The organism is Flavobacterium glycines (assembly GCF_900100165.1).
In the GTDB taxonomy this organism is placed as follows: domain Bacteria; phylum Bacteroidota; class Bacteroidia; order Flavobacteriales; family Flavobacteriaceae; genus Flavobacterium; species Flavobacterium glycines.
Genome location: NZ_FNEO01000004.1, coordinates 112,889 through 125,077 on the forward strand (window position 1 = coordinate 112,889; position 12,189 = coordinate 125,077).

The window sequence follows — 12,189 nt, forward strand, 5'->3', positions numbered from 1 at the left end:
ATATTGTTAAATTTCAAAAAAAAAGCCATTCATTTTAAATGAACGGCTTTTAAAAAATAACAATCTGCTATTCTTATTTTATTTTGAATGCTTTTAATCCAGGAAAATAAGCTGTATTTCCTAATTCTTCTTCAATTCTTAACAGTTGGTTGTATTTAGCCATACGGTCAGAACGTGAAGCAGAACCAGTTTTAATTTGACCACAGTTTAAAGCTACTGCCAAGTCAGCAATTGTATTATCTTCAGTTTCTCCTGAACGGTGAGACATTACTGAAGTATAACCTGCATTTTTAGCCATGTTAACTGCTGCGATAGTTTCAGTTAAAGTACCAATTTGGTTTACTTTAATAAGAATTGAATTAGCAATTCCTTTTTCAATACCAGTTGACAAACGTTGAACATTAGTTACAAACAAATCGTCACCTACTAATTGAACTTTATCACCAATTTTTTCAGTCAATAATTTCCATCCTTCCCAGTCATTTTCATCCATACCGTCTTCGATAGAGATAATTGGGTATTTAGTAGTTAATTCAGCTAAGTATTCAGCTTGTTCAGCAGAAGTTCTTACTTTTCCAGTTTCTCCTTCAAATTTAGTGTAGTCGTATTTACCATCTACATAAAACTCAGCAGAAGCACAGTCTAAAGCAATCATAATTTCGTCACCAAAAGAATAACCTGCTTTTTCTACTGCCAATTTGATAGTATCTAGAGCATCTTCAGTTCCACCAGCTAAGTTTGGAGCAAAACCTCCCTCATCACCTACAGCTGTAGAAAGACCTCTATCGTGTAATACTTTTTTCAAGTTGTGAAAAATCTCAGTACCCATTTGCATAGAGTGAGAGAAAGAAGTTGCTTTTACCGGGAAAATCATGAATTCCTGAAAAGCAATCGGAGCATCAGAGTGAGAACCACCGTTGATGATGTTCATCATTGGAACAGGCAATGTATTAGCCGAAACACCACCTACGTATCTATATAAAGGTAATCCTAATTCAGCAGCAGCAGCTTTAGCAACAGCCAAAGAAACTCCTAAAATAGCATTAGCTCCTAATTTAGATTTGTTTGGAGTACCGTCTAAATCAATCATCATTTGATCGATTAAGTTTTGTTCGAAAACAGAAGTACCTACAAGTTCTTCAGCAATAACAGTATTAACATTGTTCACTGCATTTAAAACTCCTTTTCCTAAAAAGGCTTTTCCACCATCACGTAATTCTACAGCCTCATGCTCACCAGTCGAAGCTCCTGACGGAACTGCTGCTCTACCTAAAACACCATTTTCTGTAATTACATCTACCTCTACAGTAGGATTACCTCTTGAATCAAGAATTTGTCTTGCATGAATTTTGATAATAATACTCATATTACTTAGTTTTTAAATTTTCGGATACAAATATATTCTAAGTTTTTTAAACATTGTACTAATTTTTTCAATCTTATCAACGAAAACGTTATAAATTATTTTTTTTAAACATAATTTAAAACAAAATTTACAAATTAAAAAAATAACAAAAATCTAAAGCAAAAAAATAGGCTAAACATAAAATGCTTAGCCTATTAAAAATTGATATGATAAAAATTTACTTTTTCAAATTTGCCACAAACTGATCAAACAAATAAGAAGAATCGTGTGGACCAGGACTTGCTTCAGGGTGATATTGTACTGAAAAACAGTTTTTATTTTTCATTCTCATACCCGCAACAGTTCCGTCATTTAAATGCAGATGCGTAATTTCCATTTCCGGATTAGCTTCCAACTCTTCTCTGTTAACAGCAAAACCATGATTTTGAGAAGTAATTTCCCCTTTTCCTGTAATCAAATTAGAAACCGGATGATTAATTCCTCGGTGACCATTAAACATTTTATATGTAGAAATTCCATTAGCCAAACCAATTACCTGATGACCTAAACAGATACCGAATAAAGGTTTATCATTTGCCAAAATCTCTTTAGCCACAGCAATTGCACTATCCAAAGGCTCCGGATCCCCAGGTCCATTTGAAAGAAAGAAACCATCAGGATTAAACGAAGCTAAATCAGCATAGGATGCGTCATAAGGAAACACTTTAATATAACAATCTCTTTTAGCCAGATTACGAAGGATATTAGTTTTAATCCCTAAATCTAGAGCAGAAACTTTATATTTAGCATTTTCATCTCCGTAAAAATAAGGCTCTTTAGTAGAAACTTTAGAAGCCAACTCCAAACCTTTCATATCAGGAACCTTAGCCAAAGCTGCTTTCAATTCTTCAATTGGAGTATCATCTGTACAAATCACAGAATTCATTGCTCCATTTTCTCTAATATAACTCACCAAAGCACGAGTATCAACATCAGAAATACAGATTAAATTATGTTTTTTAAAATAATCTTCTAAACTTCCTGAAGCTCCTTCTCTGGAATAGTTAAAACTGAAATTTTTACAAACCAAACCAGCAATTTTAATTCCGTTTGATTCTACTTCCTCGTCACTAACACCATAATTACCAATATGTGTGTTAGTTGCCACCATAATCTGTCCGAAATAAGATGGATCAGTAAAAATTTCTTGATAACCGGTCATTCCAGTATTAAAGCAAACTTCACCAAAAGTGGTTCCGCTGATTCCGATAGATTTTCCGTGGAATATAGTTCCATCGCTTAGTAACAGGATGGCGCTTTTTCGTGTTGTGTATTTCATTTGTTGTTAAATATGGTGCAAATTTAATTCATTAAAGCAGTGAAAGCAACAATTTTAAAAATTATTTTAAAGCTCAAAATAAGCTCATTCACCAGCCTGTTTTTATGTAATAAAAAATCAAAAAAAAAGGATAAACTAAATAAATAGCTTATCCTTGATTTTATTGAATGATTATCTTCATAATTATTCAGCAGCTTCAGCAGTTGTATCAGTTTCAGCAGCTGGAGCTTCAGTTGCAGGAGCATCCTCAGCTTTTTTAGCTTTACCACCACGACGGCTTTTTGCTTTTTTAACTTCTTTTTTACCTCCGTTGTAAAGTTCGTTAAAATCTACTAATTCGATCATTGCCATATCAGCATTATCTCCTAAACGATTTCCAACTTTAATGATACGAGTGTATCCTCCCGGACGGTCACCAACTTTAGCAGCTACATCTCTGAACAAATCAGTTACAGCATATTTACTACGTAAGTTAGCAAAAACGATACGACGATTGTGAGTCGTATCATTTTTAGATTTTGTTATAAGCGGTTCAACAAATTGTTTAAGCGCTTTTGCTTTAGCAACAGTAGTGTTAATACGTTTGTGCTCGATAAGAGAACAAGCCATATTAGCTAACATAGATTTTCTATGTGCAGTCTGTCTGCTTAAGTGATTGATTTTTTTTCCGTGTCTCATGACCTATTTTTTTTAACCTTCATCTTGCTCAATCCGCTTTGGAGAGCAAACTATGAAGTAATTATTCTTTATCTAATTTGTATTTCGTTAAATCCATTCCGAAAGTCAAATTCTTAACTGCTACAAGTTCATCTAGCTCTGTTAAAGATTTTTTACCGAAATTACGGAATTTCATTAAGTCATTTTTATTGAACGATACTAAATCACCAAGTGTATCAACTTCAGCCGCTTTCAAACAATTTAAGGCTCTCACAGATAAATCCATATCAACAAGCTTAGTTTTAAGCAATTGTCTCATATGTAACGATTCTTCATCGTAAGATTCTGTTTGCGCAATTTCATCAGCCTCAAGTGTAATTCTTTCGTCAGAGAACAACATGAAATGGTGAATTAGAACTTTAGCAGCTTCAGTTAGTGCATCTTTTGGATTAATAGAACCATCAGTTTTAATTTCGAAAACTAATTTTTCATAATCTGTTTTTTGCTCCACACGGAAGTTTTCAATAGCATATTTTACATTTTTTACCGGAGTAAAAATAGAATCTGTAAAAATGGTTCCAATTGCAGCATTCTGTTTTTTGTTCTCTTCAGCAGGAACATATCCTCTACCTTTCTCGATTGTTAAATCAAGGTTTAATTTGATTCTTGAATCCAAATTACAGATAACAAGTTCTGGATTCAAAACTTGGAAACCTGAAATAAATTTTTGGAAATCACCAGCTGTTAATTGATCTTTACCAGTAACTGAAATAGAAACTGATTCGTTATCAATATCTTCAATTTGACGTTTGAAACGTACTTGTTTTAGATTAAGGATGATTTCAGTAACATCCTCAACAACTCCTGAAATAGTAGAAAACTCATGATCTACACCTTCTATGCGAACAGATGTAATTGCATAACCTTCCAATGCTGAAAGCAAAACTCTTCTAAGTGCATTACCAACAGTCAATCCATAACCAGGTTCCAAAGGTCTAAATTCAAATTTACCTTCAAAATCGGTTGAATCGATCATGATAACTTTATCGGGCTTTTGAAAATTAAATATTGCCATAAATTTCGACTAAGTCAATTATTATTTGTTGTACAACTCTACGATTAATTGTTCTTTAATGTTTTCTGGAATTTGGATTCTAGCAGGTACAGCTACGAAAGTACCTTCTTTAGTATCGTTGTTCCAAGTAATCCATTCATAAACTTGACTTGAATTAGATAAAGAACGTTCGATAGCTTCTAAAGATTTAGATTTTTCACGAACAGCAACTTTATCACCAGGCTTAAGGTGGTAAGAAGGAATATTTACAACTTCACCATTAACAGTAATGTGTCTGTGAGATACTAATTGTCTTGCACCTCTTCTAGATGGAGCAACCCCCATTCTAAACACTACGTTATCCAATCTTGCTTCACATAATTGTAAAAGAACCTCACCAGTAACACCTTTAGTAGCTGATGCTTTTTTAAATAAACCTCTGAATTGTTTTTCTAAAATTCCATAAGAATATTTAGCTTTTTGCTTCTCCATTAATTGGATTGCATACTCAGATTTTTTACCTCTTTTTTTAGCCATCCCGTGTTGTCCAGGAGGGTAATTTCTTTTTTCGAAAGATTTGTCATCTCCGAAGATTGCTTCGCCAAATTTACGAGCAATTCTAGTTTTAGGACCAGTATATCTTGCCATTTCAATGAATTAATTAAGGTAGAGATTATGAATTCAGGTCTTATCCTTCGATAATCGTATTTCTACCTAGTTATACTTAAATTTAATATTAAACTCTACGTCTCTTTGGAGGACGACAACCGTTATGTGGCATTGGAGTAACGTCGATAATTTCAGTTACTTCGATTCCACCGTTATGAATAGAACGGATAGCAGACTCACGTCCGTTTCCTGGTCCTTTTACATAAACTTTAACTTTTTTCAATCCTGCTTCAAGAGCTATTTTACTACAGTCTTCTGCGGCCATTTGAGCTGCATATGGAGTGTTCTTTTTAGAACCTCTAAAACCCATTTTACCAGCTGAAGACCAAGAAATAACTTCACCTTTTTTGTTAGTCAAAGAAATGATGATGTTATTGAAGGTAGCAGAAATATGAGCTTCTCCCGTTGATTCAACGATAACTTTACGTTTTTTTGTAGTTGCTTTAGCCATATTACTTATTATTTAGTTGCTTTTTTCTTGTTAGCAACAGTTTTTCTTTTACCTTTTCTAGTTCTAGAGTTGTTTTTAGTTCTTTGCCCTCTTAAAGGAAGACCAGATCTGTGACGGATTCCTCTGTAACATCCAATATCCATTAGACGTTTGATGTTCAAAGAAACTTCTGAACGCAATTCTCCTTCAATTTTATAAGCAGATACTGCCTCACGGATAGCTCCGATTTCGTCATCATTCCAATCTTGAACTTTCTTGTCCTGGCTAACTTGAGCTTTCTCTAAAATCTCAATAGCTCTACTTTTTCCTAATCCGAAGATATAGGTAAGTGCGATAACACCTCTCTTGTTTTTTGGGATATCTACCCCTGCTATTCTTGCCATAATTATCCTTGTCTTTGTTTAAATCTAGGATTTTTTTTGTTTATTACGTATAATCTTCCTTTTCTACGTACGATAATGCACTCGGCACTTCTCTTTTTTACTGATGCTCTTACTTTCATTGTGAATATCTTTAATATCTATAAGTAATTCTTGCTTTTGACAAATCGTAAGGACTCATTTCCAATTTCACTTTATCACCAGGTAATAATTTGATATAATGCATACGCATCTTTCCTGAAATATGAGCAATTACAACATGTCCATTCTCTAATTCTACACGGAACATCGCATTAGATAATGCTTCAATGATTGATCCGTCTTGTTCTATTGCTGATTGTTTTGCCATAATATTAAGCTACTGCTTTTCTATTTTTTCCGCTTTTCATTAAACCATCATAATGTTTATTCAACAAGTATGAATTGATTTGTTGAATTGTGTCAATTGCAACACCTACCATAATAATTAATGAGGTACCTCCAAAAAACATTGCCCAAGATTGTTGAACATCCATAAGACTTACAACTATGGCTGGGAACACAGCTATTAGAGCAAGAAATAAAGAACCTGGAAAAGTTATTAAAGACATCACTTTGTCAAGAAAATCAGAAGTTTCAGCTCCAGGTCTTACACCCGGAATAAAACCGCCACTTCTTTTAAGATCATCTGACATTTTATTAGTAGGAACTGTAATTGCAGTATAAAAGTATGTAAAAACAATAATCAATAATGCAAATACAAAATTATACCAAAAACCGAACATATTACTAAAAGCACCTACAATAGATTGTGAAGCATCGGACTTTGACAAACCTGCCAAAGCAGCAGGTATAAACATAATTGCTTGCGCAAAAATGATTGGCATAACTCCAGAAGCGTTAAGCTTCAAAGGAATCCATTGTCTATTTCCACCTAACATATCTTGTTCAAAATCACCAGAAGCAGTACGACGAGCATACTGAACTGGTATTTTTCGAATAGCCATAGTTAACAATACACAAGCAATGATAACTAAAAGCCAAATAATTATTTCAAGTACCAACAACATTGGACCACCATTGTTGTTAGTAACTCTAGTTGTAAATTCTTGAATAAATGCTTGAGGAAATCTTGCCAAGATACCCACCATAATCAAAAGTGAAATACCATTTCCGATTCCCTTATCAGTTATCTTTTCTCCCAACCACATGGCAAAAATTGTACCTGTAACTAAGATAATTACTGAAGAAAATAAGAATTCAAAAGAATCAAAACCTAATAAAAATGCACCTCCTGGTAAAGTTCTGTAAAGATTATAAATATACGTTGGTCCTTGAACTAAAGTAATTACAATAGTCAACCAACGAGTAATTTGGTTAATCTTTTTTCTACCACTTTCTCCATCACTTTGTAACTTTTGCAAATAAGGAATAGCAATTCCCATAAGCTGTACAACGATAGATGCAGAAATATAAGGCATAATTCCTAAAGCAAAAACTGACGCTTTAGAAAAAGCTCCTCCAGTAAACATATCTAGGATTGATCCAATACCTTTTTCGGTTTGGCCAGCAAGACTGTTTAATTGTGTAGCGTCAATTCCTGGAAGAGTAACGTGAGCTCCAAAACGATAAACCAAAAGCAACCCTAATGTTAATAGAATTCTATTTTTTAGTTCCTCGATTTTCCAAACATTACTTAATGATTCAAAAAATTTCTTCATACTAATTGAAAAATTATAGTGTTACAGCCTCTCCACCAGCAGCTTCGATAGCAGCTTTTGCAGTAGCAGTAAATTTGTGAGCAGATACTTTTAATTTAGCTTTCAATTCTCCTCTTCCTAAAATCTTTACAATCTCATTTTTAGTAGCCAAACGGTTTTCTACATAAACTGTCATATCAACAGCATCAGTCACAATTCCATTATCAACTAATAATTGAAGCGTATCAAGATTTACACCTTCGTATTCTTTACGATTGATGTTTTTAAAACCAAACTTAGGCACACGTCTTTGAAGTGGCATTTGACCTCCTTCAAAACCAATCTTTTTAGAATATCCAGAACGAGATTTAGCTCCTTTGTGCCCACGTGCAGCAGTACCACCTTTTCCAGAACCTTCTCCTCTACCTACTCTTTTATTTTGATTGTGCGTTGACCCTTCAGCTGGTTGTAAGTTACTTAAATTCATAACAGTTATTTGTTATTTAGCTTCTTCTACAGAAACTAAGTGTTTAACTTTGTTTATCATCCCAAGGATTGCAGGGTTTGAGTCATGTTCTACAACTTGACCCATTTTACGTAGACCTAAAGCCTCTAATCCTCTTTTTTGATCAAGTGGACAGTTGATTTTACTTCTAACTTGTTTTACTAATAATTTAGCCATAATTTCCTTGATTAACCTTTAAAAACTTTTTCTAAAGATACTCCTCTTTGTTTTGCAACCGTGTGAGCACTTCTCATTTGTAATAAAGCATCAAAAGTTGCTTTCACTACGTTGTGAGGATTTGATGATCCTTGAGATTTTGACAATACATCGTGAATTCCTACTGATTCAAGAACTGAACGTACAGCTCCACCAGCAATAACTCCTGTACCATGAGAAGCAGGAATTAAAAATACACGCGCACCACCAAATTTACCTTTTTGTTCGTGAGGAACTGATTGACCATTCAAAGGAATTCTAACTAAGTTTTTCTTAGCATCTTCTACCGCTTTAGCGATTGCTTCAGAAACGTCTTTAGATTTTCCTAGTCCATGACCAACTACTCCGTTTTCATCACCTACAACTACAATAGCAGAAAAACCAAAAGCTCTACCTCCTTTTGTAACTTTAGTAACACGATTTACACTTACCAGACGATCTTTAAGTTCAAGACCACTTGGTTTTACTAATTCTACATTTTTGTATTTAGACATAATATATTAGAATTTAAGTCCAGCGGCTCTTGCGCCTTCTGCTAATGATTTTATACGACCGTGGTATAAGTATCCTCCTCTATCGAATTTTACTGTTTCAACCCCGGCTTTTAACGCTTTTTCTGCAACAAGTTTTCCAACTGCAGCAGCAACTTCAACGTTAGTACCTTTTCCTATTTCTTTCTCTCTTGAAGAAGCAGATAATAATGTAACTCCATTTACGTCATCAATTAATTGAGCATAAATTTCTTTGTTACTTCTAAATACAGATAATCTTGGGCTAGTAGCAGTACCACTTACCGTTTTTCTGATTCTGAATCTGATTCTCTGTCTTCTTTCAGGTTTTGTTAATGACATAATCTTATTTTTTAAGCTGATTTACCTGCTTTTCTTCTTAATACTTCACCTACAAATTTAACACCTTTTCCTTTGTACGGCTCTGGCTTACGGAAACCTCTGATTTTCGCAGCAACAGCTCCTAAAAGTTGTTTATCAAATGATGTTAATTTTACAATCGGGTTCTTACCTTTTTCAGATATAGTTTCAACAATTACTTCTGGAGCAACTTCTAAAACAATATTGTGAGAAAATCCAAGAGCTAAATCTAATTTTTGTCCTTGGTTAGAAGCTCTATAACCTACCCCTACCAATTCTAAAGATTTTGTAAAGCCATCAGTTACACCAACAATCATATTATTGATTAAAGATCTGTACAAACCGTGTTTTGCTCTTTGATCCTTGTGATCAGATGATCTTTCTACTAGAATTTGATCACCTTCAACTTTTACAGTTACATCCGAAAACTCCTGTGTTAGTTGACCATTTTTTCCTTTTACTGTAATAATACCGTCTTTAACTTCTACAGTTACTCCAGCAGGGATTACAATTGGACTTTTTCCTATTCTTGACATCTTAATAAGTCTTTTTAAATTAGTATACGTAGCAAATTACTTCACCACCTACATTTAATTGCTTAGCTTTCTTTCCAGTCATCAAACCTTTTGATGTAGAAACAATAGCAATACCCAATCCATTAAGGATTCTAGGAATGTTTGCAGAACTTGAATATTTACGCAAACCTGGCTTACTAATTCTTTGGATATCTTTAATAACTGGCTCTTTAGTATCTTTATCGTACTTCAAAGCAATTTTGATAGAACCTTGAACTGTGTTCTCTTCAAATTTGTAACTTAAGATATAACCTTGATCAAATAAAATCTTAGTTATCTCTTTTTTTAGATTAGATGCCGGAATCTCAACAACTTTGTGGTTTGCAGCCACAGCGTTTCTAACTCGCGTTAAATAATCTGCAATAGGATCTGTATTCATATTTATTAATTTGCGGTTATGGTTTTCTTTGAGTCTCTCTCATCGAACCTTTAACCAATTAAAATTCAATTTGTTACCAGCTCGCTTTTTTAACCCCTGGTATCAATCCATTATTTGCCATTTCACGGAAAGTTACACGTGAAATACCGAATTGACGCATGTACCCTCTTGGTCTACCTGTCAATTTACAACGATTGTGCAAACGAACTGGTGAAGCATTTTTTGGTAATTTTTGCAAACCTACGAAATCGCCAGCTTCTATCAAAGCTTTTCTTTTCTCAGCATACTTTTCTACCGTTTTTTCTCTCTTAACCTCGCGGGCTTTCATTGATTCTTTAGCCATGTCTTAATTCTTTTTAAAAGGTAAACCTAATTCAGCCAATAATGACTTTGCTTCTTTGTCTGTTTGAGCAGTAGTAACAAAAGTGATATCCATTCCTGAAATTTTGTTCACTTTGTCAATATCAATTTCAGGGAAAATGATTTGCTCTAAAACTCCAAGGTTATAGTTTCCTCTACCATCAAAACCTGTAGCTTTGATTCCGTTAAAATCTCTAACACGTGGCAAAGCAGAAGTAATCAATCTATCTAAGAATTCATACATTCTTTCTCCACGCAAAGTAACTTTTGCTCCAATAGGCATTCCCTTTCTCAATTTGAAAGACGCAACGTCTTTCTTAGAGATTGTAGAAACTGCTTTTTGTCCAGTGATCTTAGTCAATTCCTCAACTGCATAGTCGATTAATTTTTTATCAGATACAGCTGCACCAACTCCACGGCTTAAAACGATTTTTTCCAATTTAGGAACTTGCATTACGTTTTTGTAACCGAATTCTTCAGTAAGAGCAGAGATTACTCTACTCTTATATTCTTCTTTTAATCTAGGTATATAAGCCATTACTATAGTACTTGATTAGATTTTTTTGAAAATCTTACTTTCTTATCTCCTTCTACTCTTACACCTACTCTAGTTGTTTCCTTAGTTTTAGGATCAATTAAAGAGATATTAGAAATTTGAATTGGAGCTTCCTTTTTAACGATTCCTCCTTGAGGATTTTTTGCACTTGGTTTAGTGTGTTTAGACACCAAGTTTACACCTTCAACAATCGCTTTGTTTTTCTCACGGTCAACACGTAACACTTTACCTTCAGCACCTTTGTGATCTCCAGCAATTACTCTTACGATGTCACCTGATTTTATTTTTAGCTTTATCATCTTATAACGAATTAAAGCACTTCTGGTGCTAATGATACAATTTTCATGAATTGTTTTTCACGAAGTTCTCTTGCTACTGGACCAAAAACACGAGTTCCTCTCATTTCTCCTGCTGCATTCAAAAGAACACAAGCATTATCATCGAAACGAATGTAAGAACCATCAGCTCTTCTCACTTCTTTTTTGGTACGTACAACAACTGCAGTTGAAACAGCTCCTTTTTTCACGTTTCCGTTTGGAGTTGAATCTTTGATAGATACTACAATTTTATCACCAACAGAGGCATATCTTCTTTTAGTACCTCCTAAAACACGGATAGTTAAAACTTCTTTAGCTCCAGTGTTATCTGCTACTTTTAGTCTTGATTCTTGTTGTACCATAATTATTTAGCTCTTTCTAGGATTTCAACTAATCTCCAACATTTCGACTTACTTAAAGGACGCGTTTCGCTGATTCTTACAGTATCTCCAATGTTACAGTCATTTGTTTCGTCGTGTGCAACAAATTTCTTTGTTTTCAATACGAACTTACCGTATAATGGGTGTTTTACTTTAGTTACTTGTGCAACAACAATAGATTTATCCATTTTGTTTGAAGTAACAACCCCAATTCTTTCTTTTCTTAAATTTCTTTTTTCCATCTTTCGCAGATTACAATTATTGCACCTCTCTTTTAGTAAGCTCAGTAGCCAATCTCGCAACTGTTCTTCTTAAACTTCTAATTTGAAGTGGATTTTCAATTGGAGATATTGCGTGAGCCATTTTTAGGTCAGCATATCTTTTCTTAGCTTGGCTAAGATTTTCTTGCAACTGTGCTGCAGAAAGATCTTTTATTTCTGATTGTTTCATAATAATAT

22 protein-coding genes are annotated in these 12,189 nt (G+C 34.0%); all 22 read right to left on the reverse strand.

All coding sequences use genetic code 11. The features are described 5' to 3' along the window. Positions 1 to 73: 73 nt before the first annotated feature. Positions 74 to 1,366: a phosphopyruvate hydratase gene (eno, locus tag BLR17_RS11375; protein ID WP_066329339.1), complete on the reverse strand. Its 1,293-nt coding sequence runs from the start codon at positions 1,364 to 1,366 to the stop codon at positions 74 to 76. Positions 1,367 to 1,583: 217 nt separating this feature from the next. Continuing rightward, the gene (gene carA, locus BLR17_RS11380) at positions 1,584 to 2,684 is read right to left on the reverse strand and encodes a glutamine-hydrolyzing carbamoyl-phosphate synthase small subunit (protein ID WP_066329340.1); all 1,101 of its coding nucleotides are present in this window, start codon (positions 2,682 to 2,684) and stop codon (positions 1,584 to 1,586) included. Between the two features lie 183 nt (positions 2,685 to 2,867). Further along, on the reverse strand, positions 2,868 to 3,362 hold the full coding sequence (gene rplQ / locus BLR17_RS11385) for a 50S ribosomal protein L17 (RefSeq protein WP_066329342.1): 495 nt from the start codon (positions 3,360 to 3,362) through the stop codon (positions 2,868 to 2,870). A gap of 61 nt (positions 3,363 to 3,423) precedes the next feature. Continuing rightward, positions 3,424 to 4,416 carry a DNA-directed RNA polymerase subunit alpha gene (locus BLR17_RS11390; RefSeq protein ID WP_055090690.1) on the reverse strand — a complete coding sequence of 331 codons (993 nt, stop codon included), beginning with the start codon at positions 4,414 to 4,416 and terminating at the stop codon, positions 3,424 to 3,426. A 21-nt stretch (positions 4,417 to 4,437) separates the two neighbouring features. Then, the gene (gene rpsD, locus BLR17_RS11395; protein ID WP_066329343.1) at positions 4,438 to 5,043 is read right to left on the reverse strand and encodes a 30S ribosomal protein S4; all 606 of its coding nucleotides are present in this window, start codon (positions 5,041 to 5,043) and stop codon (positions 4,438 to 4,440) included. Positions 5,044 to 5,131: 88 nt separating this feature from the next. Further along, positions 5,132 to 5,515 carry a 30S ribosomal protein S11 gene (gene rpsK, locus BLR17_RS11400; RefSeq protein ID WP_066329344.1) on the reverse strand — a complete coding sequence of 128 codons (384 nt, stop codon included), beginning with the start codon at positions 5,513 to 5,515 and terminating at the stop codon, positions 5,132 to 5,134. Between the two features lie 8 nt (positions 5,516 to 5,523). Then, complete coding sequence (gene rpsM, locus BLR17_RS11405; protein ID WP_066329345.1) at positions 5,524 to 5,898, reverse strand: 30S ribosomal protein S13; 375 nt, start codon at positions 5,896 to 5,898, stop codon at positions 5,524 to 5,526. Between the two features lie 2 nt (positions 5,899 to 5,900). Continuing rightward, entirely contained in the window at positions 5,901 to 6,017 is a 117-nt protein-coding gene (gene ykgO / locus BLR17_RS11410; protein WP_002987490.1) for a type B 50S ribosomal protein L36, read from the reverse strand. A gap of 11 nt (positions 6,018 to 6,028) precedes the next feature. After that, positions 6,029 to 6,244: a translation initiation factor IF-1 gene (gene infA, locus BLR17_RS11415; RefSeq protein ID WP_026714631.1), complete on the reverse strand. Its 216-nt coding sequence runs from the start codon at positions 6,242 to 6,244 to the stop codon at positions 6,029 to 6,031. A 4-nt stretch (positions 6,245 to 6,248) separates the two neighbouring features. Further along, positions 6,249 to 7,595, reverse strand: coding sequence for a preprotein translocase subunit SecY (gene secY / locus BLR17_RS11420; RefSeq protein ID WP_066329347.1), 1,347 nt, complete (start codon positions 7,593 to 7,595; stop codon positions 6,249 to 6,251). A gap of 13 nt (positions 7,596 to 7,608) precedes the next feature. After that, a complete protein-coding gene (gene rplO / locus BLR17_RS11425; RefSeq protein WP_066329349.1) occupies positions 7,609 to 8,061 on the reverse strand; it encodes a 50S ribosomal protein L15 in 453 nt (150 codons plus the stop codon). A gap of 12 nt (positions 8,062 to 8,073) precedes the next feature. Beyond that, a complete protein-coding gene (gene rpmD / locus BLR17_RS11430) occupies positions 8,074 to 8,256 on the reverse strand; it encodes a 50S ribosomal protein L30 (RefSeq protein ID WP_026707002.1) in 183 nt (60 codons plus the stop codon). 11 nt (positions 8,257 to 8,267) lie between these two features. Then, the gene (gene rpsE, locus BLR17_RS11435) at positions 8,268 to 8,792 is read right to left on the reverse strand and encodes a 30S ribosomal protein S5 (protein WP_085949269.1); all 525 of its coding nucleotides are present in this window, start codon (positions 8,790 to 8,792) and stop codon (positions 8,268 to 8,270) included. A gap of 3 nt (positions 8,793 to 8,795) precedes the next feature. Further along, positions 8,796 to 9,146: a 50S ribosomal protein L18 gene (rplR, locus tag BLR17_RS11440; RefSeq protein WP_066329350.1), complete on the reverse strand. Its 351-nt coding sequence runs from the start codon at positions 9,144 to 9,146 to the stop codon at positions 8,796 to 8,798. Between the two features lie 11 nt (positions 9,147 to 9,157). Next, the gene (gene rplF, locus BLR17_RS11445; RefSeq protein WP_066329352.1) at positions 9,158 to 9,700 is read right to left on the reverse strand and encodes a 50S ribosomal protein L6; all 543 of its coding nucleotides are present in this window, start codon (positions 9,698 to 9,700) and stop codon (positions 9,158 to 9,160) included. Positions 9,701 to 9,719: 19 nt separating this feature from the next. Continuing rightward, entirely contained in the window at positions 9,720 to 10,118 is a 399-nt protein-coding gene (gene rpsH, locus BLR17_RS11450) for a 30S ribosomal protein S8 (RefSeq protein WP_026714636.1), read from the reverse strand. A gap of 73 nt (positions 10,119 to 10,191) precedes the next feature. Next, complete coding sequence (rpsN, locus tag BLR17_RS11455; RefSeq protein WP_066329354.1) at positions 10,192 to 10,461, reverse strand: 30S ribosomal protein S14; 270 nt, start codon at positions 10,459 to 10,461, stop codon at positions 10,192 to 10,194. Positions 10,462 to 10,464: 3 nt separating this feature from the next. After that, on the reverse strand, positions 10,465 to 11,016 hold the full coding sequence (rplE, locus tag BLR17_RS11460; RefSeq protein WP_066329356.1) for a 50S ribosomal protein L5: 552 nt from the start codon (positions 11,014 to 11,016) through the stop codon (positions 10,465 to 10,467). A gap of 2 nt (positions 11,017 to 11,018) precedes the next feature. Beyond that, the gene (gene rplX / locus BLR17_RS11465; RefSeq protein WP_066329357.1) at positions 11,019 to 11,333 is read right to left on the reverse strand and encodes a 50S ribosomal protein L24; all 315 of its coding nucleotides are present in this window, start codon (positions 11,331 to 11,333) and stop codon (positions 11,019 to 11,021) included. 11 nt (positions 11,334 to 11,344) lie between these two features. Next, positions 11,345 to 11,713, reverse strand: a complete 369-nt coding sequence (gene rplN, locus BLR17_RS11470) for a 50S ribosomal protein L14 (RefSeq protein ID WP_026714640.1) — start codon at positions 11,711 to 11,713, stop codon at positions 11,345 to 11,347. Positions 11,714 to 11,715: 2 nt separating this feature from the next. Further along, positions 11,716 to 11,973, reverse strand: coding sequence for a 30S ribosomal protein S17 (gene rpsQ / locus BLR17_RS11475; protein WP_024981515.1), 258 nt, complete (start codon positions 11,971 to 11,973; stop codon positions 11,716 to 11,718). A 16-nt stretch (positions 11,974 to 11,989) separates the two neighbouring features. Further along, the gene (gene rpmC, locus BLR17_RS11480) at positions 11,990 to 12,181 is read right to left on the reverse strand and encodes a 50S ribosomal protein L29 (protein WP_066329359.1); all 192 of its coding nucleotides are present in this window, start codon (positions 12,179 to 12,181) and stop codon (positions 11,990 to 11,992) included. Between the last annotated feature and the right edge of the window lie 8 nt (positions 12,182 to 12,189).

Coding starts and splice junctions, on each gene's coding strand:
- rplE (WP_066329356.1), bottom strand. CDS start 11,016: ATGGCTTATATACCTAGATTAAAAGAAGAATATAAGAGTAGAGTAATC.
- eno (WP_066329339.1), bottom strand. CDS start 1,366: ATGAGTATTATTATCAAAATTCATGCAAGACAAATTCTTGATTCAAGA.
- rplQ (WP_066329342.1), bottom strand. CDS start 3,362: ATGAGACACGGAAAAAAAATCAATCACTTAAGCAGACAGACTGCACAT.
- carA (WP_066329340.1), bottom strand. CDS start 2,684: ATGAAATACACAACACGAAAAAGCGCCATCCTGTTACTAAGCGATGGA.
- rpmC (WP_066329359.1), bottom strand. CDS start 12,181: ATGAAACAATCAGAAATAAAAGATCTTTCTGCAGCACAGTTGCAAGAA.
- rplF (WP_066329352.1), bottom strand. CDS start 9,700: ATGTCAAGAATAGGAAAAAGTCCAATTGTAATCCCTGCTGGAGTAACT.
- rplX (WP_066329357.1), bottom strand. CDS start 11,333: ATGATAAAGCTAAAAATAAAATCAGGTGACATCGTAAGAGTAATTGCT.
- infA (WP_026714631.1), bottom strand. CDS start 6,244: ATGGCAAAACAATCAGCAATAGAACAAGACGGATCAATCATTGAAGCA.
- rplR (WP_066329350.1), bottom strand. CDS start 9,146: ATGTCATTAACAAAACCTGAAAGAAGACAGAGAATCAGATTCAGAATC.
- rplO (WP_066329349.1), bottom strand. CDS start 8,061: ATGAATTTAAGTAACTTACAACCAGCTGAAGGGTCAACGCACAATCAA.
- rplN (WP_026714640.1), bottom strand. CDS start 11,713: ATGGTACAACAAGAATCAAGACTAAAAGTAGCAGATAACACTGGAGCT.
- rpsH (WP_026714636.1), bottom strand. CDS start 10,118: ATGAATACAGATCCTATTGCAGATTATTTAACGCGAGTTAGAAACGCT.
- secY (WP_066329347.1), bottom strand. CDS start 7,595: ATGAAGAAATTTTTTGAATCATTAAGTAATGTTTGGAAAATCGAGGAA.
- rpsK (WP_066329344.1), bottom strand. CDS start 5,515: ATGGCTAAAGCAACTACAAAAAAACGTAAAGTTATCGTTGAATCAACG.
- rpsM (WP_066329345.1), bottom strand. CDS start 5,898: ATGGCAAGAATAGCAGGGGTAGATATCCCAAAAAACAAGAGAGGTGTT.
- rpsD (WP_066329343.1), bottom strand. CDS start 5,043: ATGGCAAGATATACTGGTCCTAAAACTAGAATTGCTCGTAAATTTGGC.
- rpsQ (WP_024981515.1), bottom strand. CDS start 11,973: ATGGAAAAAAGAAATTTAAGAAAAGAAAGAATTGGGGTTGTTACTTCA.
- rpmD (WP_026707002.1), bottom strand. CDS start 8,256: ATGGCTAAATTATTAGTAAAACAAGTTAGAAGTAAAATCAACTGTCCA.
- BLR17_RS11390 (WP_055090690.1), bottom strand. CDS start 4,416: ATGGCAATATTTAATTTTCAAAAGCCCGATAAAGTTATCATGATCGAT.
- ykgO (WP_002987490.1), bottom strand. CDS start 6,017: ATGAAAGTAAGAGCATCAGTAAAAAAGAGAAGTGCCGAGTGCATTATC.
- rpsN (WP_066329354.1), bottom strand. CDS start 10,461: ATGGCTAAAGAATCAATGAAAGCCCGCGAGGTTAAGAGAGAAAAAACG.